This window comes from Cupriavidus sp. F041, from assembly GCF_057814235.1.
Genome location: NZ_JBVASY010000001.1, coordinates 2865154 through 2890876 on the forward strand (window position 1 = coordinate 2865154; position 25723 = coordinate 2890876).

29 protein-coding genes and 2 pseudogenes are annotated in these 25723 nt (G+C 61.6%); 20 read left to right on the forward strand and 11 right to left on the reverse strand.

What is annotated here, in order from left to right; all coding sequences use genetic code 11:
- Positions 1-56: 56 nt before the first annotated feature.
- The 8 genes from ACZY0R_RS13080 (at position 57) to ACZY0R_RS13115 (ending at position 9333) form a co-directional block, all read left to right on the forward strand.
- A complete protein-coding gene (locus ACZY0R_RS13080) occupies positions 57-521 on the forward strand; it encodes a toxin co-regulated pilus biosynthesis Q family protein (RefSeq protein WP_488858796.1) in 465 nt (154 codons plus the stop codon).
- 45 nt (positions 522-566) lie between these two features.
- Positions 567-2333 (forward strand): type II secretion system protein GspD, encoded by a 1767-nt coding sequence (locus tag ACZY0R_RS13085; protein ID WP_488858797.1) that lies wholly within the window; start codon positions 567-569, stop codon positions 2331-2333.
- 13 nt (positions 2334-2346) lie between these two features.
- Positions 2347-3624, forward strand: a complete 1278-nt coding sequence (locus ACZY0R_RS13090) for a hypothetical protein (RefSeq protein ID WP_488858798.1) — start codon at positions 2347-2349, stop codon at positions 3622-3624.
- A gap of 15 nt (positions 3625-3639) precedes the next feature.
- Positions 3640-4098: a hypothetical protein gene (locus tag ACZY0R_RS13095; protein WP_488858800.1), complete on the forward strand. Its 459-nt coding sequence runs from the start codon at positions 3640-3642 to the stop codon at positions 4096-4098.
- Entirely contained in the window at positions 4095-5900 is a 1806-nt protein-coding gene (locus tag ACZY0R_RS13100) for a GspE/PulE family protein (RefSeq protein WP_488858801.1), read from the forward strand. The genes ACZY0R_RS13095 and ACZY0R_RS13100 overlap by 4 nt, the downstream gene beginning before the upstream one ends.
- Before the next feature lie 29 nt (positions 5901-5929).
- Entirely contained in the window at positions 5930-7057 is a 1128-nt protein-coding gene (locus ACZY0R_RS13105) for a type II secretion system F family protein (RefSeq protein ID WP_488858802.1), read from the forward strand.
- 198 nt (positions 7058-7255) lie between these two features.
- Positions 7256-7873, forward strand: coding sequence for a type 4 pilus major pilin (locus ACZY0R_RS13110; protein WP_488858804.1), 618 nt, complete (start codon positions 7256-7258; stop codon positions 7871-7873).
- A gap of 173 nt (positions 7874-8046) precedes the next feature.
- Positions 8047-9333, forward strand: coding sequence for a hypothetical protein (locus tag ACZY0R_RS13115; RefSeq protein ID WP_488858805.1), 1287 nt, complete (start codon positions 8047-8049; stop codon positions 9331-9333).
- A 52-nt stretch (positions 9334-9385) separates the two neighbouring features.
- Here the strand turns inward: ACZY0R_RS13115 and ACZY0R_RS13120 are convergent, their stop codons facing one another.
- Both ACZY0R_RS13120 and ACZY0R_RS13125 read right to left on the reverse strand, forming a co-directional pair.
- Positions 9386-9859 carry an RES family NAD+ phosphorylase gene (locus ACZY0R_RS13120; RefSeq protein ID WP_488858806.1) on the reverse strand — a complete coding sequence of 158 codons (474 nt, stop codon included), beginning with the start codon at positions 9857-9859 and terminating at the stop codon, positions 9386-9388.
- Positions 9856-10362: an Xre family toxin-antitoxin system antitoxin gene (locus ACZY0R_RS13125; RefSeq protein ID WP_488858807.1), complete on the reverse strand. Its 507-nt coding sequence runs from the start codon at positions 10360-10362 to the stop codon at positions 9856-9858. The genes ACZY0R_RS13120 and ACZY0R_RS13125 overlap by 4 nt, the downstream gene beginning before the upstream one ends.
- A 213-nt stretch (positions 10363-10575) precedes the next feature.
- On the opposite strand from ACZY0R_RS13125, the pseudogene ACZY0R_RS13130 reads away from it, so the two are divergent.
- Positions 10576-10656, forward strand: a pseudogene (locus ACZY0R_RS13130) (IS200/IS605 family transposase); the annotation flags it as partial.
- Positions 10657-10833: 177 nt separating this feature from the next.
- On the opposite strand, the gene ACZY0R_RS13135 reads toward ACZY0R_RS13130, so the two are convergent.
- From ACZY0R_RS13135 to ACZY0R_RS13150, 4 genes are all read right to left on the reverse strand, one after another.
- Positions 10834-11031 carry a YqaE/Pmp3 family membrane protein gene (locus ACZY0R_RS13135; protein WP_488858808.1) on the reverse strand — a complete coding sequence of 66 codons (198 nt, stop codon included), beginning with the start codon at positions 11029-11031 and terminating at the stop codon, positions 10834-10836.
- A 70-nt stretch (positions 11032-11101) separates the two neighbouring features.
- Entirely contained in the window at positions 11102-11659 is a 558-nt protein-coding gene (locus ACZY0R_RS13140) for a hypothetical protein (protein WP_488858809.1), read from the reverse strand.
- A gap of 531 nt (positions 11660-12190) precedes the next feature.
- Positions 12191-12730, reverse strand: coding sequence for a hypothetical protein (locus tag ACZY0R_RS13145; protein ID WP_488858810.1), 540 nt, complete (start codon positions 12728-12730; stop codon positions 12191-12193).
- Between the two features lie 227 nt (positions 12731-12957).
- Complete coding sequence (locus tag ACZY0R_RS13150) at positions 12958-13167, reverse strand: lipoprotein (RefSeq protein ID WP_488858811.1); 210 nt, start codon at positions 13165-13167, stop codon at positions 12958-12960.
- A gap of 303 nt (positions 13168-13470) precedes the next feature.
- Here ACZY0R_RS13150 and ACZY0R_RS13155 point away from each other — a divergent pair, with 303 nt between their 5' ends.
- Both ACZY0R_RS13155 and ACZY0R_RS13160 read left to right on the forward strand, forming a co-directional pair.
- A complete protein-coding gene (locus tag ACZY0R_RS13155) occupies positions 13471-14058 on the forward strand; it encodes a hypothetical protein (RefSeq protein ID WP_488858812.1) in 588 nt (195 codons plus the stop codon).
- 8 nt (positions 14059-14066) lie between these two features.
- On the forward strand, positions 14067-14510 hold the full coding sequence (locus ACZY0R_RS13160) for a lytic transglycosylase domain-containing protein (protein ID WP_488859672.1): 444 nt from the start codon (positions 14067-14069) through the stop codon (positions 14508-14510).
- Positions 14511-14790: 280 nt separating this feature from the next.
- Here ACZY0R_RS13160 and ACZY0R_RS13165 read toward each other — a convergent pair whose 3' ends face one another.
- Positions 14791-16512 carry an IS1634 family transposase gene (locus ACZY0R_RS13165; RefSeq protein ID WP_488858813.1) on the reverse strand — a complete coding sequence of 574 codons (1722 nt, stop codon included), beginning with the start codon at positions 16510-16512 and terminating at the stop codon, positions 14791-14793.
- Between the two features lie 42 nt (positions 16513-16554).
- Here ACZY0R_RS13165 and ACZY0R_RS13170 point away from each other — a divergent pair, with 42 nt between their 5' ends.
- From ACZY0R_RS13170 to ACZY0R_RS13180, 3 genes and pseudogenes are all read left to right on the forward strand, one after another.
- Positions 16555-16905, forward strand: a complete 351-nt coding sequence (locus ACZY0R_RS13170) for a DUF6788 family protein (RefSeq protein ID WP_488857120.1) — start codon at positions 16555-16557, stop codon at positions 16903-16905.
- Positions 16906-16973: 68 nt separating this feature from the next.
- Positions 16974-17090: pseudogene (locus ACZY0R_RS13175) on the forward strand (peptidoglycan L,D-endopeptidase MepK); the annotation flags it as partial.
- A 308-nt stretch (positions 17091-17398) separates the two neighbouring features.
- A complete protein-coding gene (locus tag ACZY0R_RS13180; RefSeq protein WP_488858814.1) occupies positions 17399-17704 on the forward strand; it encodes a hypothetical protein in 306 nt (101 codons plus the stop codon).
- Between the two features lie 67 nt (positions 17705-17771).
- On the opposite strand, the gene ACZY0R_RS13185 is transcribed toward ACZY0R_RS13180, so the two are convergent.
- The 3 genes from ACZY0R_RS13185 to ACZY0R_RS13195 all read right to left on the reverse strand — a co-directional run bounded on the left by ACZY0R_RS13185 (position 17772) and on the right by ACZY0R_RS13195 (position 19862).
- The gene (locus tag ACZY0R_RS13185) at positions 17772-18230 is read right to left on the reverse strand and encodes a hypothetical protein (RefSeq protein ID WP_488858815.1); all 459 of its coding nucleotides are present in this window, start codon (positions 18228-18230) and stop codon (positions 17772-17774) included.
- 98 nt (positions 18231-18328) lie between these two features.
- Positions 18329-19003: a hypothetical protein gene (locus ACZY0R_RS13190; RefSeq protein ID WP_488858816.1), complete on the reverse strand. Its 675-nt coding sequence runs from the start codon at positions 19001-19003 to the stop codon at positions 18329-18331.
- A 136-nt stretch (positions 19004-19139) separates the two neighbouring features.
- Positions 19140-19862, reverse strand: coding sequence for an AAA family ATPase (locus ACZY0R_RS13195; protein WP_488858817.1), 723 nt, complete (start codon positions 19860-19862; stop codon positions 19140-19142).
- Positions 19863-20028: 166 nt separating this feature from the next.
- Between ACZY0R_RS13195 and ACZY0R_RS13200 the strand changes: the two genes are divergently transcribed.
- The 5 genes from ACZY0R_RS13200 (at position 20029) to ACZY0R_RS13220 (ending at position 24136) form a co-directional block, all read left to right on the forward strand.
- Positions 20029-20463, forward strand: coding sequence for a hypothetical protein (locus tag ACZY0R_RS13200; protein WP_488858818.1), 435 nt, complete (start codon positions 20029-20031; stop codon positions 20461-20463).
- A 15-nt stretch (positions 20464-20478) separates the two neighbouring features.
- Positions 20479-20817: a hypothetical protein gene (locus tag ACZY0R_RS13205; protein WP_045240655.1), complete on the forward strand. Its 339-nt coding sequence runs from the start codon at positions 20479-20481 to the stop codon at positions 20815-20817.
- Between the two features lie 186 nt (positions 20818-21003).
- Positions 21004-21933: a DUF932 domain-containing protein gene (locus tag ACZY0R_RS13210; protein WP_488859674.1), complete on the forward strand. Its 930-nt coding sequence runs from the start codon at positions 21004-21006 to the stop codon at positions 21931-21933.
- 56 nt (positions 21934-21989) lie between these two features.
- Positions 21990-22370, forward strand: coding sequence for a hypothetical protein (locus ACZY0R_RS13215; protein WP_488858819.1), 381 nt, complete (start codon positions 21990-21992; stop codon positions 22368-22370).
- A 647-nt stretch (positions 22371-23017) separates the two neighbouring features.
- Positions 23018-24136: a tetratricopeptide repeat protein gene (locus ACZY0R_RS13220; RefSeq protein WP_488858820.1), complete on the forward strand. Its 1119-nt coding sequence runs from the start codon at positions 23018-23020 to the stop codon at positions 24134-24136.
- 82 nt (positions 24137-24218) lie between these two features.
- Here ACZY0R_RS13220 and ACZY0R_RS13225 read toward each other — a convergent pair whose 3' ends face one another.
- On the reverse strand, positions 24219-24626 hold the full coding sequence (locus ACZY0R_RS13225) for an FAD-dependent monooxygenase (protein ID WP_488858821.1): 408 nt from the start codon (positions 24624-24626) through the stop codon (positions 24219-24221).
- Positions 24627-24643: 17 nt separating this feature from the next.
- On the opposite strand from ACZY0R_RS13225, the gene ACZY0R_RS13230 reads away from it, so the two are divergent.
- Positions 24644-25678: an IS630 family transposase gene (locus ACZY0R_RS13230; protein WP_477115608.1), complete on the forward strand. Its 1035-nt coding sequence runs from the start codon at positions 24644-24646 to the stop codon at positions 25676-25678.
- Positions 25679-25723 lie beyond the last annotated feature (45 nt).

Consider the following 25723-nt stretch of genomic DNA (forward strand, 5'->3'; position numbering starts at 1 on the left):
GCAAGACACCAGTCCCGTATGTAGTCAGTACCAAGTTCACTCATGGAGAGGTCGAGATGGCCATCAAACAAACGTGCGCGACCCTGCTGCTGGGCCTGATGGTCTCGAGCTCCGCCGTCGCGGCCAACTACATCGTCCGCGAGAGCGGTCCGGTGACCCAGGGGCCGGCAGGCCAGCTGGACCCGATCGCCGCGCGGAGCGCGCAGCGGGAAGCCGCCGTACCCGTTTCTGCGTCCGCGCCGGCACCCGCTCCGTCGGGGTGGCAAGTGACGCCCGCCGACCAGAACGTGCGCATGCTGCTCACGCGCTGGGCCAGCGCCGCAGGGTGGTCGCTCGTCTGGAGTGCCGAGCGGGACGTACCGCTGGTCGGCAGCGCGCAGTTCCCGGGCGACTTCAAGTCCGCCGTCCGCGAGGTCCTGCGCGCGACCGACATGAGCGACGCCGCGGTGCAGCCGTGCTTCCACACCAATGCCGTGGTGCGGGTCATTCCGGCCACCGCGCTGTGTGACCGCGCCGAATAAGCCACGCCGCCACAGATCGTCCCGCCCATCCATCGGATCGAACCCATGCATATCACCTTCAAACTCGCCGCCTGCGCGGTTGCCGCCATGATGCTGGCTGGCTGCGTCTCCCCGGCACTGACCCAGCGCGCGATGGATGAGTATCACAATGCGGCCAACAAGGCCGACGCCAAGCGGGCCGAGATCAACCGGGCCATCGACGCCAACCGCGCCTTCATCGAGCAGGCGCAGGAGGTCAATCGGCCATATCTCGTGGGCAAGTCGGTGCCGCTGGCCCGCGACGTGCACCTGCCGCGCGCGCTACAGCGCGGCTTCAAGACCGCCGTGCTGTTCCCCAGCGGCAGGGTGTCGCTTGCCGAGGCGGCACAGCGCATCGGCGTGGTCACAGGTATCACCGTCAGCATCACGCCCGACGTCTACCTCTCGGCCCTGTCGCTGATGCCCAAGAGCGGCAATATCGATACCGGTGCGGCGAAGGCTGGCGGGCCGGCCGCTCAGCCGATGGCACCGCTGCCCTTGCCGTCGCCCACCGGCGCGCCGCCGATGGCGACCAATGGCCTGCCACCCGCACCGCTGCCGCTACCCACCTCGGCCGCCGGCGGCGGTCCCCTGCAGCCCGACTCGCCCACCGAACTCGACTTCCCCCGAATGGAGGCGCCCCTGGCCCAGATTCTGGACAACATCGCGAACCGCCTGCAGATCCAATGGAAGTACGACGACCAGGCCAACGCGATCAAGTTCTATCGGTTGGTCACCAAGAGCTGGAACCTGCCCGTGTCGCCGGCGACCAACTCATACTCCACCGCGCTGTCCGGCCCTACCTACCAGAGCAACAACAGCAATGCGCTGAGCGCGCAGCAGGCGGCCAATGCCGTGCGTAGCGAGGCGAGCGGCCTGAACGAGCTGAACGCGATCAAGGAGGCCGCCGACAGCGTGCTCACGCGCGTGGGCGCAATCAACGCCAACCAGGCCACCGGCACCATCACGATCACCGACACCCAGGACGCGGTGGAGCGCGCCGACGCCATCATCAAGGAACAGATCGCGATTCTGTCGCGCATGGTCCTGCTGCGCGTGCAGACGGTGCAGATCACCACCACCGACACCGGGGAGAGCGGGGTGGACTGGAATGCCTTGCTGACCAAGGCCCTGGCGCACATCCCGGCATTCAGCCTGTCGGCGGTCTCGCCGGCCTCGCTGGTGAGCAGCAACGCCGGCACGCTGGGGCTGAACATCATGTCCGGCGCGGGGAGCGGGACCCAGGCGATCATCCGCGCGCTGGCCGAGATCGGCCGGGTCCAGACCTCCACCGAGCTGCCGCTGTCGACGCGCAACCGTCACGCCATCAGCTACAACGTGCGCAACACCTTCTCCTACGTGAGCAACACGACGCCGGGCGTGGCCTCGATCTCCGGCGGTGGCTCGACGCCGGGCATCCAGACCGCCCAGGATTCCACCGGGCTGAAGCTGGTGCTGTTCCCCAATGCCACCAGCAAGGACAGCGTGATGCTGACCTTGTCGCTGGACCAATCGGTGCTGCAGAGCCTGCAGACCTTCGTGTCGGGCAGCGGTAGCAACGCCCAGTCGGTCCAGTTGCCCAACGTGAACGGGGAGGGCTCGACCCAGGAGGTGCCGATCAAGAACGGCCAGACCCTGATCCTGACGGGGTTCGACCGCATCCACTCGCAGTATGACCGCCGCACAATGGGCGACGGCGCGCCATTGGCCCTTGGCGGCTCGCTCACGCAGAGCCGCACCCGGACCACCACCATCGTGCTGGTGTCGGCGGTGATCCGCGACGCCGATATCTGAGCGCGGGGGCATCGTGATACTCACCATTGATGGGAAGTTGGTGGCCTTTGGCCTGCAGTGGCAGGTGCTGCTGCGGCAAGGCAGTGAAGAGGCCGTCGCGCGCAAGGCCGGCGCCACGATGCTGTGGGCGGACCGTGCCGGGCAATACGTTGGGCTGCTGCCGGCGAAGACGAAGCGCCCCGCAAAGCGGGCGACGGTCTACGCCGGCGCGCAGCTGATCCTGCGCGCGACGGGGGTGCAGAATCTGATTTACGTGTCGGAGATTCCCGGTCAGGACGGCTATGTTGCCGTGGGGATTCATCACCGGCGGCCACGCCAGGGCTTCGATCACGCCTTTCTGCGTGCAGCGGAGGTCAAGGCGCTTATTGATGAGTTCACCAAGATCTGTGGCAGCGAGCCATTCAGCCTGATCGGCGATGCACGCTTGGATGGCATCGAGACGCTGAGCCTGACGGAACTGGCACTACTCGCGGATCCCAGCGCTGCCATGCGCCGGCCGAAGCTTCGCGTCACGCCAATCCAGGGTGTCGCCGTACTCGTCCTGCTCGGTGGGATCGGCTACGGCTGGCAAACCTACAGCAAGTGGCGGGCAACGCAGCTCGCGGAAGAGGCGGTGCGGAAAACGCAGACCCCGGCGGAACAATATGCCCAGGCGCTCAGCGTGGTCAGCGCTTCGCCGCTGTTCCTCGCTACGGGTATCGACGATTACCTGGATTGGGTGAGGGGACTGCCGGTTTCGGTCGGCGGCTGGGGGGTGAAGTCGGTCGATTGCGAACCCAAGGACACCCCGCGCTTGGGCTGTGTTGTCCGGCTTGAACGCAACTTCTCCCAGGCGTCGAATGAGAGCTTCCTGGCAGCGGCCCCAGCCGAGTGGGCGAAGTCCGCAGCATTCGACCCAGACCAGCGCACGGTACGGGTTTCGATCACGGCGCCGCTGGCTAGCACCAAGACGGTCGGGGACGTGCTCAAGCTCGCCCGATCGCGGGCCGAACTGACGCAGGATTTTATCCCGACCCTGCAAAAGATGGCTGTGCTCGGCACGGAACCGAAGATGGGCAACATCAAGCCCTTCCGGCTTCCCGACGGCGTGCCTGAGGACGCGGTCCCGGTGGTGTACCGGGAAACAACGTGGACCGCACAGTTGCCACTTCGCACCGCCGCAGTGCTGAAGACCTTCCCCGAGTACGCCTACCTTACCGCGCTTTCGCTCAACCTGGAGCGCAATGGCAAGGCTGGTACCGCCGAATCGTTCGCGACCGTCAAAGTGGCGGGCGCGGTTCTCACCAAGTAAGAACAGGACCTGACCGTGAAGACGACCCAAGTGATTACCGTGCTTGCCGCGGCCATGCTCTGCCAGGCGGCGTTTGCCCAGACCGATGTGCCGACCGTCGGCGAGATCGAACGCCTCGAGAACAGGCTGACGATCAAGCGGCTCAACGACGAATTGCTCAAGCCGGGCGCGAACGTGGCCGGCATCGCCACCCCGGGTGTGGCGGTGGCAGCGCCGGCAGGCGGCCCAAGTGTACTCGCTGCGCCCGCGGTGGAAGCGAAGCCGTATGTGGCGGCCATCTACGGGGTGAGCAACGCGGACGGCACCATGGATTATCACGGGCACCTCAACTGGAATGGCCGCATCTACCCGATCCGCACCGGCGCGCGTGTTGCCGGCTACCAGGTGCGGCGCTTGACCGCAGAAGGTGCGGTTCTCGCCCCTGTCGGGCAACGCGGCAAGGGCGGACACACCGTCTGGGCCCCCACGATGTGATCGACTCCGGCAAAGGACTGACCGTGCTCAACCGATTGTTTGGGAGGAAGGCGCCGCAGGTGCCGCTCTCCGCTAGCCTGGCTCCGGCGACCCCGGCCGCTAGTCATGAGCGCCGCGCCGGCGCCGCGGCCGGCGGCTACCAGACGGCCCCGAAGCCGGTCGAACACATTGACGACCTGCCGCCGTTCACCAAAAAGCTGTACGAGGAGATCAACCTCCAGGCCTCATTCCGGCATTACATCTGCCCCGTTGAGACCGAGGCCAACCGCTTCGCGCTGATCCTGACCGAGAACATGATCAACTCGGACATTGCCAACGAGCTGATCAAGGCCCTTTCGTTTAAACGTGAGGCAGCGGAGCCCGTCTACTACATCGCATCCACCGTGGTGATGGTGGAGCTATGCCGCGATGGGGTGATGGAGAACAAGCCGAAGACGAAGGCGCTGGCCAACGGACTGAATTCGCGCAACAGAAACTCCGCACTCTGGTCACAGTTTGAGAACATCGTCGGGTTCGCGGTCGAAACCAACGCCTCCGACTTGCACTTCGAGATTGAACGCCTGCAGGAGCGTTCCAAGGTGGGCTTCCGGGTCGACGGCAAGCTGATTCGCCCGCGAGAATTCGAGATCAAAACTGGCGACCTGCTGGACACGTCGGCGTATCTCTACAACATCCACAGCCGGTCTGGCTCGGAGAACGCCTTCAACGAGAACAAGCCGCAGGCCTGCCAGATCCGGGCCGACGTTGCCGGTCACCGCCTGCTGTTCCGCTGGGCCTCCAACCAGTCCGCGAAGGGCACCAAGATCGTCATGCGGATGCTGACCCAGGACGAGGCCCAGTCGATTCGCACGCTCGAGGAGCTCGGCTACCTGCCCGACCAGATCGCGGCCTGGAAGCGTACCATCGGCCGCCTTGGCGGCGGTACGATCACCGCCGGTGTGGTGGGGTCGGGTAAGTCGACCACCGCCCAGACCATCATGACGATGTTGCCGTCGACCATGGCGAAGTACACGGTGGAGGATCCGGTCGAGTACATCATCCCGGACACCACCCAGTTCTCCGTGTCCCGGTCCATGAACGATACCGGCAACGACCCGTTCCTGGCGGTGAAGCGCCAGCTCAAGCGGATGGACCCGGATGCGGTCCTGATTGGTGAAATCCGGGACCATGAGAGCGCAGGACTCTTCCGCGATATCGCGGAATCCGGTCACCGCGCCTTCTCGACGGTGCACGCACCGAGTGCGATCGACACCATCACCATGCGCCTCACGTCCGACGAGTTGGGCGTCCCACGCGACGTGATCGCGACACCCGGCTTCATGAACCTGCTGGTGTACCAGGCGCTGTTGCCGATCAACTGTCCCAAGTGCAAGGTTGACCATGTGCAGGCTAAGTGGATCAGCGAGGCGTATCTCGCCCGCATCGAGCGGGTGTTTGGCATCGAGCGGAAGGTCCTGCGGTTCGCCAATCCGGAGGGTTGTCCGTATTGCCGGCGGGCGGGGCTGCCAGAGCTGCATGGTGTCAAGGGCAGAACGGTCGTTGCCGAGATGATCGAGCTGGATCAGACCATGCTCAAGATGTTTCGAGAGCGGCAGAACCTGGAGCTGAAGGCCTACGTGCGCTCGCTCAATCGGTCCCGATTCTATGAGGAGGCCAGCGCGGGCAAGACCGTGCTGGAAGTCTCCATGTTCAAGGTCTCCCGGGGCGAGATCGACCCGCGCGAGGTCGAATACAAATTCGGCACCTTCGACCAGTACGAAATGCAGCTTGCCTCCGAGACGGGCCTGCGCCGCGTGGCCTAGGCAGTTCCAACACGCACTAGAGATACCCAATGCCATTTCTTCGCAAGTCGTCATCGGTCCCGGTCGCCAAGGTGCACTCGGTGGGATTTACTACCAAGCACGAGTTCAGCGGCGAGCGCGGTGAGTTCTACGTCGACCTCGCGCAGAGCATGCGCGCCATGCGCGGGGTGCCGATCACACAGTTCCTGGAGAACTATGCGAAGCGGTACCAGAAGCGCGCGATCGGCAAGATGGCCCAGTATTGGCTGACCCGTTTCGCGGAGACAGGCACCTTTACCGAATCCATTCGTGGCACCGTGCCAGACGAGGACCTAACGCTGCTTGCCGTCTCGGAGAATGCCGGCGACCTGGCTTCTGGCCTGCAGTCGTTGGGGGAAAACATCGTCGCGATGGCCAAGACCAAGCAGGAAATGATCATGACCATGGCCTCTGGCCTCGTCCTGATCGTGCTGCTGCACGTCTTCCTCGCCATTCAGGCATTCATGGTCATGCCGCAGCTCGAGAAAGCCATGACGGCGAATGCCGACCCAGCATCCATCGGCTTGCTGCCCAGCTTCCTGTTCGGTGCGGCGACGCTGATCCGCACCTGGTGGCCACTGGAGATCGCTGTCGTGTCCGTCGTCCTTGTCTGGATCTTCTGGTCGCTGCCGCGGTACACCGGGCCTGGCCGCGCGTGGCTGGACAATCATTTCCTTCCCTATGAGATGTACCGGGACTTTCAGGGCGCGGCCTTCTTCGTGGCGCTCGGATCGGTCACCAAGCTGATCGGCTCGCAGATCATCCAGATCGCGGACGCACTGCAGCGCATCCGGCAAAACTCAGTGAGTTGGCTGGCATGGCACATTGACCAGATCATGCGGAATATGGAGGAAGAGCCAACATCCAAGGGAGCGCTGTTCAATACGGGCATTGTCAACGAGCGCAACTATTACCGCGTGGTGGATATCGCGGAGTACGCGGAGCTGTCGACGATGCTCAATGAGGTCGGCGCGCTCATCATGACGACGGCCCCAGTCGAGATGCAGAAGAAGGCCGGCAAGTCCCGGTTCGCACTGATGCTCACGTGCGTGGTGTTGATGTTCGGACTCTATGGCGCGACGCTGTTTATGATTAACGACTTCAAGAACCAAGCTCAAATCAAGAGCATGAAGCGCTAGTCCGAAGGGGTTGGCCGGAGTCACGTCGGGGTGCCGCAAGGCACCCCGATTTGCTTTTGCGCGGGCACACCGAATCAGGACGATTTTGCTAGCGCATTCGAGCCGAGATTGCCGGCACCGGCACGGAAACTGTGTCTCGAAGGCAGCGCATCGCGGCCTTACACCCAAGCCACTCTTCCGCTCAAGGAGCTACTTCGTATGCAAGCCTCAACGTTCTCCCGCCGTCGCGCGGTTCATCGCGAAGAACTGCAGCGCCTTCGCGCTGCCGGTGCTTCCAAACTGACCCTGATGCGCGCGCAGGCCGGTTACAGCATGGTCGAAGTCGGCCTGGTGCTGGTTATCGTCGCGCTCGCCCTGGTGGGTGTGATTCTGTACTTCTCCAGCAACAGCGCGTCGAGCCAGGCCAACTCGCTGTCCGGTGACCTCACCAGCCTGATCGGCAAGGTCAAGCAGGGGTATCAGGGCAACTACGCCGGTGTCACCAACACGGCTCTCAAATCCGGTGGCTTCTTCCGCGATATGAGCAGCATGAACTCGAGCGGCGCCAATCCGACGCTGGCACTGGGCGGCGGCACGCTGACAGCCGTCGCTGGCACCGTGAACACGGCCAACGACTCCGTCCAGTACACGCTGACGCAAATTCCCGACAGCGCCTGCCTGCCGCTGGTCTCCTCGCTGGCCAGCAGCGTCGCATTCCTGTCGATCGCGCCGAACGGCGGTACCGCGTCGGTCGTGAAGGCAGTCGGTGGCGTCGTCGACCCGTCGAAGATCACCTGCTCCAACGACAAGAACACGTTGCTCATCAAGGCGCTGTAACCACCTTAGCCCGGCGCGCGGTATCAACGCGCCACGCGGTCTGCAGTTTCCTGTGGCGCGGCCGTGAGCCGCGCCACAACTCCACCAACGCGACATCCATCTTGCGCTCATCCATGCCAAAGCTCCGAACCCGTAGGGCCGCTCGCCGGCAGCGCCGCGACGGCGGCTTCCTGATGATCGAGATGGGCCTTTACCTCATTATTGCTGCGATGATCATCGCGACGGTGAAGCTGCCGGAGATGATCCGCGAGATCGAAGATAATCAGGCCGTCGGCGCAGGCCAATATGCCACCGCGATTCGCACCGCGGTCAACCGCTTCGTGGTTGGCAACAAGACCCAGATCGTGGCCGGCGTGGTGCCAGGCTTTACCGATCCGCTTGCGCCCACGGTGCAGGAATTGATTACGACGAAGTACCTCCCTGCGGGCTTTGGTTTGAGGACACCGCTTGGGCAGTCCCTCCGGGTCAAGCTCGCCCTCCAAGCCTGTCCTGGCGTGAACTGCGAGGTGGTGGGGCTGGCCTACGCGGCGCAGGCCCTGAACGACGAAGCGGGGCGGCCGCGGATTCCGCTCCTGGCCGTGGCGAGCTCGACGATTGGCCCCGACGGCTATATCTCATTCCCGTCCGCGCCGGCAGTGCTGGCGGGGGCGGGTGGCAGTACCACTGCGAATCCGGTCGCGGGCACGCCGGCTGGCGTCCTCGGCATTCGGGTTGGCTTCGGGAGCTTCGGGTACACCAGTGTTGCGTCCGACCTGGTGGGGCCGTGCGTGAACATCAGTGGCGCCAACGGCCTCATTCAGGTCAAGTGTGACGGCAGCGTGACTGTGACTGACGGCACCAACACGTCGACGATGGACGCGGCGGGCTTTACCGCCCCCAATGGGAACGTGCAGACCAAAGAGTTGATCACCTCGGGGGATAACTATCTGTACGGGAAGGCGACCCCAAATACCGCTTGCACGGTCGACGGCTCGACCCGAACCAATGCGAACGGCACCGGCCTGGTGATTTGCGGTAATGGCAAATGGCAACCCGTGGGTACGGCCGTCGCCAACATCACCACCGGCATGGCCTGCGGGACCAACAGCCAGATTGCGACCAGTGGTACCAACGAGGGGTACATCTGCCGAGGCGGAAAATTTCAGCTTCTGGCGTCCGCATTTGGAACCATGACGGCCATGCGGAAGATTGAGAACGTCACTGACGGCATGACCTTCACCAAGGACAACTGCCCTGGCGGCACGCCTTGGGCGCTCTATACTGGCGCGGTCTTCCAGGTCAACGTTTCCGGCTACATCGCACAGCCGATTCAGGCGGTTTGGTTTACGGCGATCGACTCCGGCTCATATTGGACCGCACAGGCGATGGCATTGGCTGGAAATTCCTGGATCGGCGGCAACCAGTATTGGTGGATCGGCGGCACGCTTAGCGGGACGCTGACGACGGGCTGCGCCTATTGAGGGAGCGACGGAAGGCGATTGAGAGAGCCCGCGTGGGTCGCGGGCTTGTTTCTCATGAGAGTCTCGCGTCGTAGAGCCATCGGCGCTGCTTTGCAAAGGAGATCTGGGCGGCGTGGGGATGGTCCGGATTGATGAGGATGTTGAACTCTTCCGGGACTACGATCGACGGCACGAGGAGCACCGCCGATCCCTTCGATGCCACCCACGCCTCACCGGCGTCCAAGCTCGTCTTTCCCGCAGGAATCGCGTCCCAGCCTACAGGCGCGGTCGCGGCTGTCATCGGCAACCCAGCGTCCCAAATGTCATCGGGAATCTCGACGCGGACCAAGTAGCGGTTCAGGGGAAGACTCGCGGCGCCCAAATGCGCAAGTGTCTCGAGACACGCCAATGCAATACTGGATGCGCAGTACACCAAGGCCGTGCCTTGTCGGTTCCAACGCCCGCCGGTTGCTTTGGCGCCAGCGCCGGTGCGGTCGTCGTCCGTGTAGTCAGGCGTGTCCGTCGCGATCCGCCAGACGCTCCTCAAGCGTACGCTCCGCTCTGCATCTTCGCGACCAGATCGGAGACGACTTCCTGGCCGGCCACGGTATCCATCAACTCTGCCGGGCGCTGGCCGCCCAAGGCTTGGGAGGGCTGCTCAAGCCACTGGGCCACCCATTGTGCCGCGTTGAAGTTCGTCGGATCGCCTGATCGCTCGACCATGGACTGCACCTGGCCAACCAGCTTCGCCATACCTACAACGCGTTCACTTTGCTCGCTGGATAGGTTCTGGTGCGCCTTTGCTTTTCTGTCGACGGTTGCGCGCGGTAGATCGAGCGTCTTTATCAGGTGCTCCTTGCTAGTGCCCATGAGCTGAGCAAGACGCGAGATGTCGGTGGCGGGAACTCCTGCCCTGATGATTTGGATGACGCATAGGACACCCTGAGTCGTCAGGCTGGCCTCGTGGACGGCAGAAAAATCGCTGACGCGGAGACCAGCTTGCTGCTTACGAGCGGCTCCTTTGACTCTAACCTCGACTGCGGCGGTCATGGTAATCTCCATTTGAGCAATTAGTATAGCTCAAATGAGAGTTTGTGCGGGGCAAGCCTCTTGGCTTCTTCCAGAGGGGACTGTGCAGCGTTCGGGGTGAACATTGCCGGTGGCTTCGAGGTATGTTGGAAGAGCTGATCATCCTGGGGTGCAGCTTTCGGCGCTCCTCTATACCGGCGCGGTCTTCCAGAACGTCGGCTTGGAGCCCGAAGCTATTGCGTCCTGAGTTGCGGAGACGCGCCACTGGAGACCGTCAAGCAATACATTCAGCAACAATCCAGGCCATCGGACTGACCGGCTCTGCGAGCCGGGCGCTATCCCCCTCCAGCCAAATCGGACGGCGCCGCCTAAGTGACGCTCCGCGTCAGGCCGATTTGGATGGAGCCCTCGCGCCGCAGGGTGCTGGCGCCCTCCGTCACCGCACTCAACGCGCGGACGGGTCCCGGTTCCGGCGAAGGTCGGAATCCTCTCTCAGATCCGTCGCTCGGCGAGGGCCCTCTGGATCTTTTGGTCGGTCTCGTATTGGCTGAGCGAGTATACGGCCCAAATCGTGGCAGGGATCCAGCCGATCAGCGTGATCTGCAGGATGAGGCAGATGATCCCGGCGAATGGCCTGCCGATCGTGAAGAAGGTCAGCCAGGGCAAGATCAAGGCAATTAGCAAACGCATCTCGAAAGCTCCTCTCGTTGTTCGTAAGAAAGACCCACAAACGTAGGCCATCCAAAACTCTCACCGCCGCTCACTGGGTGGCGAAGCTCCAGATCTTGTTGACGGGTTGGCCGTTGTTCGTGCCAACCAGCTTCGCCGTATATGTCGTTCTCGTTTCCAAAGGGGCATCCGGAATCAGCGCGGCGACGTTGCTTGGCAAGAGCTTGTTTGGGTCCGAAGCGCTCGTGAGCAGCGTTGCCTTGAGCGGCCTCCCGCCGCGTGTCGCGATAGAAAACTCGGACACGATCAGATTTTGATGGACACGGACGACTGCGACAATCACTCGGCCAGCGGGATCGATCGACAAACTTCGTCCAGGAAGCGGGCTCGGCTTTTCATCGCCATGCGACGTCGTGACCCCGGTTTGACCATCGCATGAGAATGTCGCAACAGTCCTGGAGTCCAAATATTGAATGTCAGAGGGCGAGCGCAAGCCCACCTTGAGGACGGTGATGGGCACGGCGAGGGCGGTAGTCCTATCGGACTTTCCGATCCCAATCTCGCGATCGAAGCCTAGCGTCCCAACCGTGTGGTAGGTGACCGACGTCAGCACCTGTGCGGCCTGCAACGCAGAGGGTTCGGCGGCCAAATTCTCACCGATGCCAATGCCGCCATATTAGTACGAGGTGGCTCGGTCGAGTGGTAAGGTGCCTGTGTAACCGGGATATGACGGATTCTCAGTATGCCCATAGGCATCCGAACGGCCAGCGTCCAGATTGGCGGCGATGAACTCGGCGTGTGCCTGCGCTGCCTTGTCCAACGCAACGCTCTGGATACGCGCGCCGAAGCCTCTTTGCACGCGGATGGCGTTTAGGTAGTCGTATGCAGCCCGACTGTCGGAGTCGGCGTAGGTCGCCTCGGGCGCCGAAGCGAGGATGGTTGCATCGGATATCGTAGAACCAATGGATGCGGCCGGGGCTCCGTGCGCGGAAGCAGGGCCTCCATCAGTTAGCCCGCGGGATACACCCCCACTGCTGCTGCAGCCCGCCAGCGCAGCTAGGATCGCGAGGCAGGGATAATGTCGCATCGTATGCCACAAATATGCCCCGCGCTGTCGCGAGCGCGGTATTGCAGAAGAAGACCCGCTGAGGCGGGTCTGGATGCATGTTCGCAGGAGCGCTTATTGCGTGGTAAAGCTCCAGGTCTTGTTGACCGGCTGCCCGTTGTTCGTGCCAACGAGCTTTACGGTGTAGGTCGTCTTGGCTGCTAGCGGCGCGTCGGGGATGAGGACCGCAACATTCTGCGGAATGCCGTTGTTCGGGTCTGTGCCTTTGGTGCGCAGAATGGCAGTAAGCGCGCCAGCACCGTTCGATATGGTGAAGGTCTCAACGGTCAGAGTTTGCCCATCACGGACTGTGGCGACGACGGCGCGGCCTGCTGGCGAGGCCTTCAGGTCACGGCCAGGAATCGGATTCGGAGACTCGGGGCCATGTATGGTCGTGACGTTGGTCTGCCCGTCACATGGGTACGTCGCCACGTTCTTCGAGTCTATGAACTGAAAGTCCGCTGCGGTACGGTACCCGGTATCTACGACCAACGCGTTACCACTGATCGTCGGCGACAGCCCGATTCCAATATCGTGGTGCCCGCTCAGCAATATGAGCGAATGATAGGTCGTGTTGAGGAATGCCTGAGTCTGCGCTAGTGCAGTGCCCGACATAGATATCGCCTCGCCGATGTTTATACCGTTGTACCCCGCAAACATCCCGCGATCGATTGCTCCTGCGCCCGTGAACCCAGAATATGCGGGGATTTCCGCGTGCGAATATGCATCTGTACGCCCGACATTCCAGTTGGTCGAAATGTAGTCCGAATGGTTCTGCGCTGATTTGTCGAGTGCCGTGCTTTGCGCAAGCGCACCAAAGCCGCATACAAGGCGTTGGGCGTTTAAATACGTGTAGGCCGCGAGTTTGTCAGCGTCGGAATACGTGCCGGTCGGAGCGAGTGTCGCGAGGGTCGAATCCGAGGTAACAACTGGAGGGGTGGTCGGCGCGTCGACGGGGCGCCAGTAGCCTGGGTGCCGCTAGTGCTATCGCCGCCGCCGCCGCAGCCAGACAGCGCAGCGACAATAGAAAAAGCGAGGATTGTTTTACGCATGGATTGACCTTTAGGAATGGGTTGGTGCTCCAAGGCACAACCTCAATTTAGCGCGGGCTTTCTTCGGCGCAACTCTAGCACGCAGCCATATGGCTGAAGATGTTGCCCCCTCGATAGAGGGGAGTCGTATATTTGATTGGTCAGTGCTACATTAATTCGTCGGTGCAACCTCTGAATCCGCACGCCGATGGGGCAGCATTCGACCCCTGCGATAACGCACGCGCCCGCATACTGGGTTCCTGGAGTCGTGGTGACTGGCGCCATGCCCACTACTGCCATACCACTCGAATAGCGGAGCTCCCAATGAACAGTCGTCTGAAGCCCATTGCAATCATGATTGCGGTCGGCATACCACTATCTATACCCGCGGCTAGGGCGGAACTCATCACGCTTCCGGCAGTGCCTGTAACCGTAGCGGATTGCCGCCCAGGCGACCATTGGGGCCGTGTGAACGGCATTGCTCGTTGCGTTCCAGACGCACCTCCTCCAGCCCCTGACAATTGCGGCAAACACGGCCTCTACACCGCCGACCAGGGCGGGGGCTCCACCTTTGTGCCGGGAGTCGGTACTTGCTACAAAGCCTACGTTCCGCCAGTTACGCAGTGCAAGTATTCCACCACGGAACCGGTCACGATGTTGATGGTTGGCCCGATGGATTGCAACGGCGCTGACGACGGCTGCTCGGCGACCGGTTTCACCGCTTATTGGGATTCGACGACCGTGGCTGGAGATAAGCGGAATGACATTGATCTGACTTTCAACCACAACGAAGTTATTGCTTGGGTCGACTCGACGATGAACCGACTCGGATATTCGAGAGGCGCTGTCCGTCGAAATTCCCAGGGAAATGGGAACTATTCGAATTTGTATGTCTTCGAGCTGTGCCGTTGATGCGAGCGATGGGATGGTGGTGCGCGTGTAGGGTGGCCGCCTCTGTTGGGGTTTTGGCTTACGCCTGCACGGCGCATGCCTTTTGCTTCGACGAGGCAGCCGCGCGATACGGTGTCAATCCATATGTTTTGCGCGGCATAGCTTTTGTCGAATCCGGCCTTCGCGGGAATATTGTCAATCGCAATGCCGATGGCTCGATCGACTACGGCGCAATGCAGATTAACAGCGTTCACCTGGGTGAGCTCAAGCGCTTCGGGATTGCGCCGGCACGGCTCATGGATCCGTGCACGAACGTCATGGTCGGTGCCTATCTATATAGAAGGAAGATCGAGCGCTACGGCAACTCGTGGCTGGCCGTCGGCGCCTATCACTCGGAGACGCCCGAGTACAGAGACGCCTACTGGCCGAGAGTTAAGGCTGCGGTGGAGAGCTGGACTGGGGCGGAGCGCTGAGCGGCCTCGCGTCGGCGTCGGACTTGCCAGGTAGCGCTTTGGCGTTCGCTACGCTGGCTCGGGATGGAAAACGCGGATGCGCGGGGCGATCTTAGGCGACCGCCGGGCCCGCGGAAAGCGTATGCATTTCCATGTGCAATCGGCCAAAGGTTGTAGTGATTGGCCGCGATCATGGAGGATCGACCAGCACCCATCCGGCGCCATGCTTCCCAACCCGAAATATGATCTTCTCGTCTTACATTCCGCACGTCGAGGACACAATTTGACGCGAATTTCGTTGCTAGCCTGGCGTCCGAAAGGCGTGCTCTGAGACGCCGAGTAACGTGAGCACCTGACGCTGCAGATCCGTGAGCGGCACGTCAAAGACTTGCACGGTGTGCGCACCTTCGATCAACTTGTGGCGCTCAGCGAGACTGAATAAACGTAAGATTTGTTCGGTAGTTGGGCGTCTGCACTGACGCTGCTCCGGGTACAGAGGAAGTTCATCGATGTGCTCGCGCTTCATAGCAAGACGTAGCTCGCGCTCGATGAGCGCCTGCACGAGTAGCGCGAGGAAGTAGAGGGTGAAGAGCGCCTCGATTCTGCCCTCGTCCTTCAGGAACACGGGCGCGATCTCGTGCACGGTCTTGACCTGTTCGAAGCGCTTTTCGATCATGGGCTGGCCCTTGTGGGCTTCCAGCACCTGGGCCGGTGACAGGCTGCGAACGTTGGTCATCAGCGGGTACATGCCATCGCTTTTGTGGTCATAGGCGATCGCCTCATCGTCCGTGGTCCACTCGATGTCAAAGCGCCGCTTGGTGATCTTGCGGTAAGCGGTCTCGGGTCCGGGGCGACCCCGCTGCGTCTGCTTGTACTGATGTTCTTCGCGCACGGTGCGGCGGACTTTCAGGTAGCGGCCGACGTGGTGCTTCTCGAGAATCCCCTTGATCTGCAGATCGATCTCGGCGGCGCCCCGCAGTCTCGTCTTCGCGCCGGCGAGCCGCGCGCGTAACTGTTGGAGCGCTTCAATGGCCGCGGCAATGTTTCTGCGCCGCCGGGCCTCCTGGCGTAGCGTGAGTAGCGGGATCCAGACCCACACGACTGGCCAGGCTTCGGCAGACGGTAACGGCGCCCGATAGACATACCAGCAGTCGCGCGGCCCGTCGCTGTGGCGTCGATTGGGGTGGTCGCACACACAGGTCCAATCAGGGGTGTTGGTCTGGATCCAGTGGCGGAACTCGCTGTCTTCCAACCGGTTGCGGGGCATCACGGTAACAAAGCGCCCGCCCGCGCGATCAATGTAGTCCGTGTTTTCTCGCGAACACAGTTTTGAATCGGCCACATAGAGAAAGTCGCTGCGCCCTGCCACGGCGCGCAGCGTATTCCAGGTCTCGATGTGGGTACGCGAGTCGCTCGCGTTGCCGTCGGCACAGCGAAACGCGATGGGGATGTTGCCGTCGGCGGTCATGGTGAGGATGAACAGCAACTGCTTCAGATCGGGGCGATGGTCCTTTGAGTGGCCATAGGTGATCACCGGTGCGGTTCGCCCGCGAATCTTGCGGCCTGAGGCGCCACGATAGCTGCCGCAGAAGCGGATCGAAGTGCTGTCGTTATGGCACTCGTCGAAGTTCACGCCGAAACGCTCCCCGACTGCCAACGCCACCTCGGTCAACAAGGCCGCCCGGTCGGCGTCAAACAGCCGATCCAGCGCGCGTCCGAGCCGATCATCGCCGAGGTGCGCCATCTCCTCCGCATGGATGCCGAACATCCCACTGGCGAAGCCGTGCACGGTGTCGTGTTGGCGGTAAATCGGCTCGCGTTCGACGATGATCGAGCGCAGCAGGACGCCCAGGGCTCTGGCGTGAGGAACCGCACAGCGTGCGTCCGAGGGGACGTGTCGATCGAGCACGTCCTCCAGGCCAATGCGTTGAATGAAGTGATTGATGAGGGGTAAAGGACCCAATCGCTCGCTGTGAAGGATGAAGCGAGCCTTGTGCGGAGAAGGTTCTTGCGTGCCTTTCATTCTGTCGCTAAGCTTAGCGACAGACGCCTAAAAGTCAAGTTTATGCCACGCCGTCCCGAAACCATCATCAAGCAAGCTCGCGAGCGGATCGAGCGCATCCGGGAGAGGCTAAATGCGATCGACTATCTGTGTTCCGGGACGCTACTGGAACGCATGAAGGTCTGCGGCAAACCGGGCTGCCGCTGCGCGCAGGATCCCGACGCACGCCACGGCCCGTACTATGAGTGGGGGCACATGAAAGACGGCAAGCTTGTCCATCGGACGGTCTCACCCGAGCAAGCCGCCGTGTTACGGCGTGCCATCGCCAACTACCGGCAGGCGAAGAGGCTGATGCAGGCCTGGGAGGACGAAACCGAACGCCTGATAGACGCCGAAGCGCCCCGCAAACCCTGACCTACCGGCGCCCGGGAAATTACGCGGAAATTCAATCGGCGACCTGCGGAAAGTAAGTCCCGGGCGTCTCTGCGAGCCGCATTGCGCAACTGGGCAAGTACTTGTCGGCCGGCGGCGTGGGCTACTACCCAGCGGACGGGTTCACGCATCTTGACCGCGGAAAGCTGCGCGCGTGGACCGGCTAATCCGCCAAAAGTGGGCACAGAACTGGCCGGGATTATAAGAAATTTCATTAAAAATCAGAGGTATACGTCGACAAAAATTGCCCACTGCGGGCAAATTGCTTGTGCGCTTGGCAAATGAGTGACGCAAATCAGTAGGACTTGCCTCTCCAAACGCATGATCTGTGTGCCAGAATTACGGTAAGCCTCCCGAGAGGCAGGAGCAACAAACGGACATCCGCCTGGCGACTTCGGACTGGATCCCAATCCGAAGGCGCTCCGCGCCCATCTCCATTTCAATTGCCGTTTCACGGCACTGTTTGGAGATCACGATGCCCGCAATTTTTGACAAGGTTGAACGCAAAGCTATTCAGGCGGCTTCCGAAGGCAACGCGTTTCGTCGCACCGCTCGAGCTCAAGCCAGTGCCTATGCACGTTGGCCGCTGTTCGAGCCGGCGTTTTGGCGCAGTCTGACCAAAGCCGCGGAACGGCCGGAAGAGGCGGCTCGAGTGAAGGCCCTTGTAGAGCGGATGTTCGAAGCCGGAGCGGACGAATCGCCCACCGTGCTTCGTAACCTCGAATCGCTGTTGAAGCTCGCAAGCGAGAGCTCGCGTCGCGCACGCGTGCTGCACTATTAATAATAGCACCGCAATCCGAAGTCCCGAAAGGGACTTCCAGAACTGACCGTTCCGGAAGTCCCTTTTTCTATCCGTGACGCCGCCTTCCTACGGATGCGGAGCCTTTGGCAGGCATGAGCTTTGCAAGCACACGCTTGTATGCATTGATGACGTCGTCGCTACAGAGGCGCACATCATGCAACGAAACGATGCTTCCACCTGCCACCTCTGCCAACTCGCGATGTACCATCAGACCAAGTAGGTCTGCAGGCGATTTGCAATGGTAACGAGCAAGATCTTCCATCAGTTCAATATCATCAGCCGCGACCCCCCGTAGTCTGAGAATACGCCGTACCACCTTGCTCCTTGATTCCTTGATCAGCGCTGCGACGCGTCTGCACTCCGCCCTCGCTAAGGTGAGCGCATAGCGCTTGTTTGCCTCTTCACCGACTGCGACCGCTGAGACTCGGCCCAATACGGCATCGATCGCAGCGATTTGTTCCGGTGCCAGGCGTACCTGGCACGACCTTCCTTGATTCTTGACCATGTTTCTTCACTTCCTTGGCTCGAGTCGCTTGCCCGAGGCCGTTGCTGACACATATCCCGAACGGCTCACGCCGAAAAATTCCCATGATTTAGGGCTACCTAATGGATAGTCCCAGGGGAATGCATGCTCCCCGGTCGTTTATCAATCTCCTGGCTCTCCACCTCGCTTTCAACTGCTCGATTTGAATGGACGTGCTCGGCTATTCGGCGGAAGGCAGTTGTCTTCCGCATCGGCCTATTGCCTCGACGATGTGTGCAGAAACCACTCGCGAAACATGCTGTCTGTCCGAAGCGAATCGACCGCGCGCGTGACGGCGACGTAGGCCAGATTGGCCTCCTGCAGGTCCAGATCGGCGTCGGCGAGATCGGGAAGTCGTCCGCCATGACAACACGAGAGAGGTCCTGGTCTTTCGATTTGTGAGCTGTGGCCAGCGTCAAATCGGCGATCTGTCCTGGCGGTGTCAGCGAGTGCCGAGTGGCGTGGATGAGGCCCGAGATGTCGCCCCCGTAAAGGCTCACGACGTTGACGAGTCTGTTTGTCTCCGGGTCTTCCGCCGCCTCCGCGTAGTGCTCCATTTCCGCAAAGGAGCGGAACTGCCGTACCAAGGAATCGCGCACCTGATCGAGGTGCCCGATGAATAGCCAATAGGCGTCCAGGATCTGTGCGAAGTAGTAGCCGTCGATGCCTCCGACAAATGTCAGCGTGTAGCCGAGCCGGACAGCAGTCGCGGCCTGGGGCGAATACTTCAGCGTTGGTGCGGCGCAGGCATGCATATGGACCGTACGATTGGAAGCTCTTCGATTTGCGTATCCGCGCCGAGACCCAGCATGGTGCGCTGCTCGCCGTAGCACTCGCGCAGTAGCGCAGTGGTGATCTCTACCACCCGCGGCCCGAATCGAAAGCTCCCCGTCAGATGATAGCGCGGGAGGCGGTGGTCGGTTCCATGGCGTTGACGCTGCCGCAGTACTGGTAGATGCTCTGGTAGGGCTCGCCCACGATGATCTTGGGCTGGCGCTGATGCCGGAATAGCGCGAGGGTCGCCGGATTGCTGTCCTGCCCCTCATCGAGTGTGATGAAGCCGTAAGGGCGTGTGGGGCGCGATAGCTGATGGAGCTTCAGGTACCTGTCACTCACCATCGGCGCTTCATCTCGCGGGGCGGCCATCCGCTGCCACAAGCTCTTCACGACTGCCGCGATCTGTGCGCTGCGCTCCGGCGTTTGTGCGAGATCGCCGGGCACCAGCCGCGGAAAATCATCGAGATCCGCGCGGATGTATCGGTCGACGCAATCGACCACTCCGCGCCCGAGCTTCCAGTCCTCACCGAGCCCCATCAGCCGCATCGCGTCGCCCACGCGCAGATTCCCGGCGAGGTTGTGGGCGTAGCAGCGGCCGAAGCGCGGATAGGCCAGGGCGTGGACCGTCTTGCACTTCGTGTTGGCCGGGAAGGTCGCCTGAGCCGCCTCGGCCGCTGCTCGGTTGTAGGCCAGGTAAAGCCCGCGCTTCTTCTGGTGGGTGCCCGCCTTGATGCGCAAGGTCGTTGTCTTTGCCGCGCCGGCGAAGGCGATCACCATGATCAAATCCGTGTCCAACGGATCGCCGATGATCTTGTGCTGCTTTTCCGTCAACGCCATGTCTTCTCTTCCTGATACCTCCGTTGTGGTGCGCGCGTGTCACCACAAATCACGATTCATTCTCTTGGCGTTTCTCTTGCGCGTCGCCCCGAAAACGATGCAGAATTGAACCCGTTCCCCCTTTTTCAAATCGCCGCAGCAGCGGCATGCACCGGAAGGGGGTGAAATGACAGAGGTAGCAGTAGGCAAGGGATTTATGCGGCGGCTCGGGAAGCTTCAGCCCGAGCGTGAATGCGACGAGCCCATGCATATTGCGCGGCTCATTTCGCCCGCTTGCCGCACAGAAGACGAGCTCGGCCTGGTCTATCCCATTGGCGCGTTACAGCGCCGGGATTTGGTCCACGCGCTCCCAGTGTTCGACCATCGCGATTTCATCGCGCGCACGTTTTTGCGATATCACGTGCGCTTTTTTGATAGCGAAGGTCGCATCCATCAATTCCACAAGGCGACTCCGGAATCGTTCGTACTTTACGGCACGATCGTCACGGACAGCGCCAATCGTCTCGTCGATTTCTGCGTGCAGTCTGGCAGTCGACAGGAATACAGCAGACAGCTCATCCGCAGCGTAATTGCCGTCTTGTGCTGTCGCGAGACGCAGTAAGGAAATCCAACAAACATGAGAAAGCACCCAGACGATCGGGGTGGGCTGGATCTCGCCCTGCCCGAAGAGAATCCTGAAGTGGAGGCTGCTGTCAGCCCGTCGCGAGGACGCAAGTCCAAGAAACAGCACAGCCTGTTGATCGCCGGCTTCCGCACCCTGGAGATTGAGCTGGTGCTCATTCAGCGGGGCAACACGTTTCTGGTCCGCAAATGCTGCGTTCAGCCGTATGCCGAAGAGGCCCGTACTCCGGTACCGGACAAAGACACGGGTATAGCTGCGCTGGTCAACGAGTTGGCCACTGCCGGCATCACCGGTCCCTTAGCCCGCATGCGCTGCGCACGTTTCGGGTTCTAACCTTCTTCCCACAACTTCGTGAAGCCCTTCGGGGCTTCCGTTTGCGCCCATCACGAGGCATAGACGGAAGGTCCGATACCTCCTGGCATTTTTTTGTTGCGGCACCCGGCCGCATTGTCACAAACGCCACCCAGGAGATTCCAATTGGCTCACGAACTACAACTCTCTCGCGACGGCACGGCCTCCATGGCCTACGTCGGTGCAATGCCATGGCATGGCCTCGGCCAAAAGCTCACCGAGAACGCGACGATCGAAGACTGGCGCCGCGAAGCCAAGCTGGATTGGCATCTGCACCGCAGCACGGTGCAGTTCATGAATGGCGAGATACACGACTTCCCGGAGCATCACGTGCTTTACCGAAGCGACAGCAACGCGCCGCTGGCGGTGGTTTCCGATCGCTACAAGGTCGTCCAGCCGGGCGAGGTCCTGGAATTCTTCCGTGACCTGGTCGCGCACTCGGGCTTCACGCTCGAGACCGCGGGCAGCCTGAAGGGCGGGCGCCGAATCTGGGCGCTGGCCAGGACGGGTTTTGACGCCGAAGTGGTCGACAACGATCCGGTGAAGAACTACCTGCTGCTGGCCACGTCTTGTGATGGCTCGCTCGCCACCACCGCGCAGTTCACCTCGGTTCGCGTCGTTTGCAACAACACCTTGCATCTGAGCCTGCACGGCGCGCAAGCCGCGTTGGCCAGTGCTTCGGTGATCAAGGTGCGCCACAACACGGAATTCGATCCGACCGTGGTGCAGGACCAGCTCGGCCTGATCGGCGAGAAGGTCTTCGGCACCTTCATCGACCGCATGAAGAACTTGTCCCAGAAGCGGGTCTCGGCCGCCCAGGCTGACGCCGTGCTGCAGTCCTTGATGAGTTCGATTGCGACGCCGGATGTCACCAAGTCGCGAGGCTACAAGACCGTCATGGGGCTATTCAACGGCGCCGGCAAGGGCGCCGAGTTGGACGGTGTCAGGGGTACGGCATGGGGGCTGCTTAACGCGGTCACCGAGTACCACGATTTCCATATCCGCGCACGCGGTCAGGACAATCGCCTGAACTCCGCTTGGTTCGGCATTGGCGCCAACGCCAAGGAAAAGGCGCTTCAAGCGCTGGAAGCACTGTAAGACGTTCCGCCGCGGCCAGCCATATGGCTGGCGCGGCGCCATATCTGGAGATTGTCATGAGCCAACATCACTTTGAAACTATCCACGGGTCCAATCGTGTCGACGTCGTACTCGGCTGGGACCGACCGCTTCACCACTTCTTTCTCTGGGTGGAGCATCTGCGTGCGCCGGTGGCCCACACTGCCGGGGTGGTTGATGCGGACACGGAGGATCCCGACCTGTGCGACTCGGTGGAGGAGCCATCGGAGGATTTCGTGTACCACAACCTGGACGATGACGCTTCGATAGGTGCGGGCCTGTCCTACTTCCGCCGCAAGCTGGCCGAACTCGGCATTACGGTACCGGAGACGATGTTCACGCAGGTCCTGCGCGACAAGGCACTCAATATCGGCAACCGCCACGTGGTTTATCGACCGGACGGCAGCTTCGAAGGGTAGGCCGTGACCGCCGCTAACACCATGTAGGAAGCTCGGCAGCCTATCGCCGCGTTTTCGGACTGCCGCTGCAGTCCAAAGATGCCAGGCATCAACGCATTTTTCATCGCCGCCCCCAGCAGCATTGTCAACCCACGAGGGAACGTCTCCCTCAGGGGATGGGTTCTTCGGGATGGGTTCTTCGCTAAACTAAACCAGGAGAGCCCAATAGTTTGGGCAGCTGCAGAGGGATGAGATGCGAGAAGCCATCGCTGGATGGCGGCATAGTATGCCGAACGCAGACGGCTGTGATCGGCCACGGCGAGATTCGGCCATCCTTGCCCACGGTCTGAAAGGCCGCGTCTAACAAGAGACGTTGGCGAAGCGGCGGAGGAACGCCGCGTGCACTATAAATAACGGACACGGCCGACGCCGGGGCGCCCCGGCCCACATTCAAAATGTGTACTAATCGCCCTAACCGCGGGAGTGTGCCATGTTGGCAGACCGATATGGATTGCCATTGTCGACCCCGTCGCAGGCGGCACGCGACGCCTATGCGTCTGGCGTCGATAGTGTGATTTCCGGCGTGGCTGGATACCGGGAGTATCTGGCTGCGGCCCTGAAGGCCGATCCTGCCTTTTGCCCTCGCCCACATCGCGTTGGCACGCGGCATGTTCCTCGATGCTGAGGTGCTACCCGCGCGTGGACTGGCCACAAAGGCGCGGCAAATGGTGGCATCCGCCACGCTACGCGAGCAAAGCCACGTGAACGTGGTGGCGCTCGGTGTAGAAGGCAAGTCGGTGCAGGCGATGCAGGCGATGCATGAACACCTCAAGACCTGGCCGCGAGACGCGATGGTGCTGGCCCCTGCCACCAGCGTGTTCGGCCTATATGGTTTCAGCGGCGACCCGCATCACGAGGAGCAGCTTTATCAACTGCTGGCATCGCTTGCGCCTGCCTACGGGAGCGACTGGTGGTTTGATACGGTGTATGGATTCGCCGCTTGCGAGACAGGCCGGCTCGACGAGGCATGGACACTGATTGAGCGCGCCCTCGCCGCCAATCCCCGCCATGCCCACGCCGCCCATTTCCGCGCGCACGTGATGTACGAGCGCGGCGAGTCGGCCGCGATCTTCGATTTTCTCGAAGGCTGGATGCCGCAGCACGACAAGCGCAGCCTGACCCATTGCCATCTGTCTTGGCACGTGGCGCTAGCGGCGTTGGCTGTGGGTCGCCTGGAGCGCGCTTGGGACGCGTACCGTACGAGTGTTTGCCCCGGTGGCGCGTGGGGGCCGCCCATCAACGTGGTCACCGATTCGGCGTCGTTCCTCTGGCGCGCGGAACTGGCAGGCCATCCCCGCGATGCCGCTGCATGGCGCGTGGTGCACGACCACGCGCTACGCTGCTTCCCCACGGCCGGGTTGGGCTATGCGGATGTCCATGCGCTGATTGCATGCATCGTTGAAGAAGACCACGAAGCGCTTCAGATGCGAGTGGCGGAGATCCGCGACAAGCTCGCTGTGAACCAATACCCCGCCAGCGATGTGGTGATCGGCATCGCCGAAGGCTTTGCCGCCTATGCGGCAGAAGAATGGGACAGGGCGATTCGCGCACTGGAACTGGCGTTGCCCGAGACCGCCCGCATTGGCGGTAGCCGCGCGCAGCGCGACCTCGTAGAACTGACCCTGGTGGCCGCCTATATCAAGGACGGACGGCCCGATTCCGCACGTGCGCTAATCGACCGCCGGCCCGTGCGGCGCGCTGCCGTTGGCGTGGCCGGATACCACTAGTTGTCCAGGGAAGTCCATGGCAGGCACTGACATCAGTGTGGTTCTGCGCTTGCGAGGACGGACTATGGTGGCACGAGAAGACTCAGACAACGAGCGAGAGGCGCAATGAGAAATACTGCCGATGTCGTGGTGGTCCGCTCTGGCGGGTTGGGTGCACGTTCATGCCCCGGGTCCATGCAGCCCGAAGATCGGGGTCGCCTACAACCCAATTGCAGTCCACTTGGGAGCGGCGGCCAATGCGCCGCGTGCGCTCGAGCAATTGCTGTCCAAGTGCAAGTTGTCCCCGCTCCCGATCGGCCAGTGCAGCCACCACGTCCCCGTGACGCTTCAAGGCGCCCGCCAGGGATCCGGCATCAGTTGCTGCCCTGGCAGTTCCGGTCGCTGCATGCGGCCTGACCACGAATGCTGCGTCCCCGATTAGGCAGACGCGGCCAAATGCCATCCGTGGCACCTCAACGTCGTATACTAACCTTTTAGAAAGTATTGTCATGTGAGACAATGCATTTCATGAAATGCAAACGAAACTCGGACGCTCGGTCGATCGAGCATCAAGCCTTGCAGGTAATGCGGCAGCAGGCAGTGAAGGCTATTCGCGAAGGCCAGACGGTAGAAAGCGTGGCTGCGGCCTTTGGTGTCAATGTGCGCAGCGTCTATCGCTGGCTGGCCGACTTTGCCAACGGCGGGCAGACGGCGCTGCTGGCTAAGCCGATACCCGGCCGCCCACCAAAGATCAGCGCCGAGGAAATGCGCTGGCTGGCCAAGGCAATCAGGGACAACACGCCGCTGCAGTACAAGTTCGAGTTCGGGCTGTGGACGCTGTCGCTGATCGGTGAGCTGATCCATCGCCAATTCGGCAAGAAGTTGTCGCTGGCCTCGGTCAGCCGGATCATGAAGCTGCTGGGATTTAGTGCGCAGAAGCCGCTCTATCAGGCTTGGCAGCAGGACGCCAAGCTGGTGCGGCAGTGGGAAATTGAGACCTATCCGGAGATCCGGGCTCAGGCGCGAGCGGCGGGCGCAACGATCTACTTCGTGGATGAGGCGGGCATTCGCTCGGATTATCACACCGGTACGACTTGGGCGCCGCGTGGCCAGACACCTGTGGTTGGCGTGACCGGCCGGCGCTTCTCGCTGAACATGATCTCGGCAGTCAGTCCACGTGGGGAGTTCCGTTTCATGGTGCATGACGGCTCCGTCAATACGACGGTGTTTATCGAGTTTCTCAAGCGATTGATGATCGGCGCGACCAAGCCGGTTTTTGTGGTGGTGGACGGGCATCCGGTACACAGAAGCAAGCTAGTCAAAACATACGTCGAAAGTGAGCAAGGCCGGCTGAAGCTGTTCTACCTGCCGCCGTATTCTCCTCACCTGAACCCCGACGAGCAGGTGTGGGCGCACGTGAAGCGGCAAGTCTCCAAGCGTTTAGTCCAGGGAAAGAACGAAATGAAGAAATTGGCGAGAAGTGCGTTACGTCGCATTCAACGACTGCCTGAGTTAGTCAAGTCGTTCTTTCGCCAGCCGGAGTGCCAATACGCTGCGGCCTGACAATACTTTCTGAAAAGTTAGTATAACCTGCAAGAATGGCTGCGC

Coding starts and splice junctions, on each gene's coding strand:
- ACZY0R_RS13080 (WP_488858796.1), top strand. CDS start 57: ATGGCCATCAAACAAACGTGCGCGACCCTGCTGCTGGGCCTGATGGTC.
- ACZY0R_RS13085 (WP_488858797.1), top strand. CDS start 567: ATGCATATCACCTTCAAACTCGCCGCCTGCGCGGTTGCCGCCATGATG.
- ACZY0R_RS13105 (WP_488858802.1), top strand. CDS start 5,930: ATGCCATTTCTTCGCAAGTCGTCATCGGTCCCGGTCGCCAAGGTGCAC.
- ACZY0R_RS13110 (WP_488858804.1), top strand. CDS start 7,256: ATGCAAGCCTCAACGTTCTCCCGCCGTCGCGCGGTTCATCGCGAAGAA.
- ACZY0R_RS13115 (WP_488858805.1), top strand. CDS start 8,047: ATGATCGAGATGGGCCTTTACCTCATTATTGCTGCGATGATCATCGCG.
- ACZY0R_RS13125 (WP_488858807.1), bottom strand. CDS start 10,362: ATGACCGCCGCAGTCGAGGTTAGAGTCAAAGGAGCCGCTCGTAAGCAG.
- ACZY0R_RS13135 (WP_488858808.1), bottom strand. CDS start 11,031: ATGCGTTTGCTAATTGCCTTGATCTTGCCCTGGCTGACCTTCTTCACG.
- ACZY0R_RS13145 (WP_488858810.1), bottom strand. CDS start 12,730: ATGTCGGGCACTGCACTAGCGCAGACTCAGGCATTCCTCAACACGACC.
- ACZY0R_RS13150 (WP_488858811.1), bottom strand. CDS start 13,167: ATGCGTAAAACAATCCTCGCTTTTTCTATTGTCGCTGCGCTGTCTGGC.
- ACZY0R_RS13155 (WP_488858812.1), top strand. CDS start 13,471: ATGAACAGTCGTCTGAAGCCCATTGCAATCATGATTGCGGTCGGCATA.
- ACZY0R_RS13160 (WP_488859672.1), top strand. CDS start 14,067: ATGGGATGGTGGTGCGCGTGTAGGGTGGCCGCCTCTGTTGGGGTTTTG.
- ACZY0R_RS13165 (WP_488858813.1), bottom strand. CDS start 16,512: ATGAAAGGCACGCAAGAACCTTCTCCGCACAAGGCTCGCTTCATCCTT.
- ACZY0R_RS13170 (WP_488857120.1), top strand. CDS start 16,555: ATGCCACGCCGTCCCGAAACCATCATCAAGCAAGCTCGCGAGCGGATC.
- ACZY0R_RS13180 (WP_488858814.1), top strand. CDS start 17,399: ATGCCCGCAATTTTTGACAAGGTTGAACGCAAAGCTATTCAGGCGGCT.
- ACZY0R_RS13185 (WP_488858815.1), bottom strand. CDS start 18,230: ATGGTCAAGAATCAAGGAAGGTCGTGCCAGGTACGCCTGGCACCGGAA.
- ACZY0R_RS13190 (WP_488858816.1), bottom strand. CDS start 19,003: ATGCATGCCTGCGCCGCACCAACGCTGAAGTATTCGCCCCAGGCCGCG.
- ACZY0R_RS13195 (WP_488858817.1), bottom strand. CDS start 19,862: ATGGCGTTGACGGAAAAGCAGCACAAGATCATCGGCGATCCGTTGGAC.
- ACZY0R_RS13200 (WP_488858818.1), top strand. CDS start 20,029: ATGACAGAGGTAGCAGTAGGCAAGGGATTTATGCGGCGGCTCGGGAAG.
- ACZY0R_RS13205 (WP_045240655.1), top strand. CDS start 20,479: ATGAGAAAGCACCCAGACGATCGGGGTGGGCTGGATCTCGCCCTGCCC.
- ACZY0R_RS13210 (WP_488859674.1), top strand. CDS start 21,004: ATGGCCTACGTCGGTGCAATGCCATGGCATGGCCTCGGCCAAAAGCTC.
- ACZY0R_RS13215 (WP_488858819.1), top strand. CDS start 21,990: ATGAGCCAACATCACTTTGAAACTATCCACGGGTCCAATCGTGTCGAC.
- ACZY0R_RS13220 (WP_488858820.1), top strand. CDS start 23,018: ATGTTCCTCGATGCTGAGGTGCTACCCGCGCGTGGACTGGCCACAAAG.
- ACZY0R_RS13225 (WP_488858821.1), bottom strand. CDS start 24,626: ATGACAATACTTTCTAAAAGGTTAGTATACGACGTTGAGGTGCCACGG.
- ACZY0R_RS13230 (WP_477115608.1), top strand. CDS start 24,644: ATGAAATGCAAACGAAACTCGGACGCTCGGTCGATCGAGCATCAAGCC.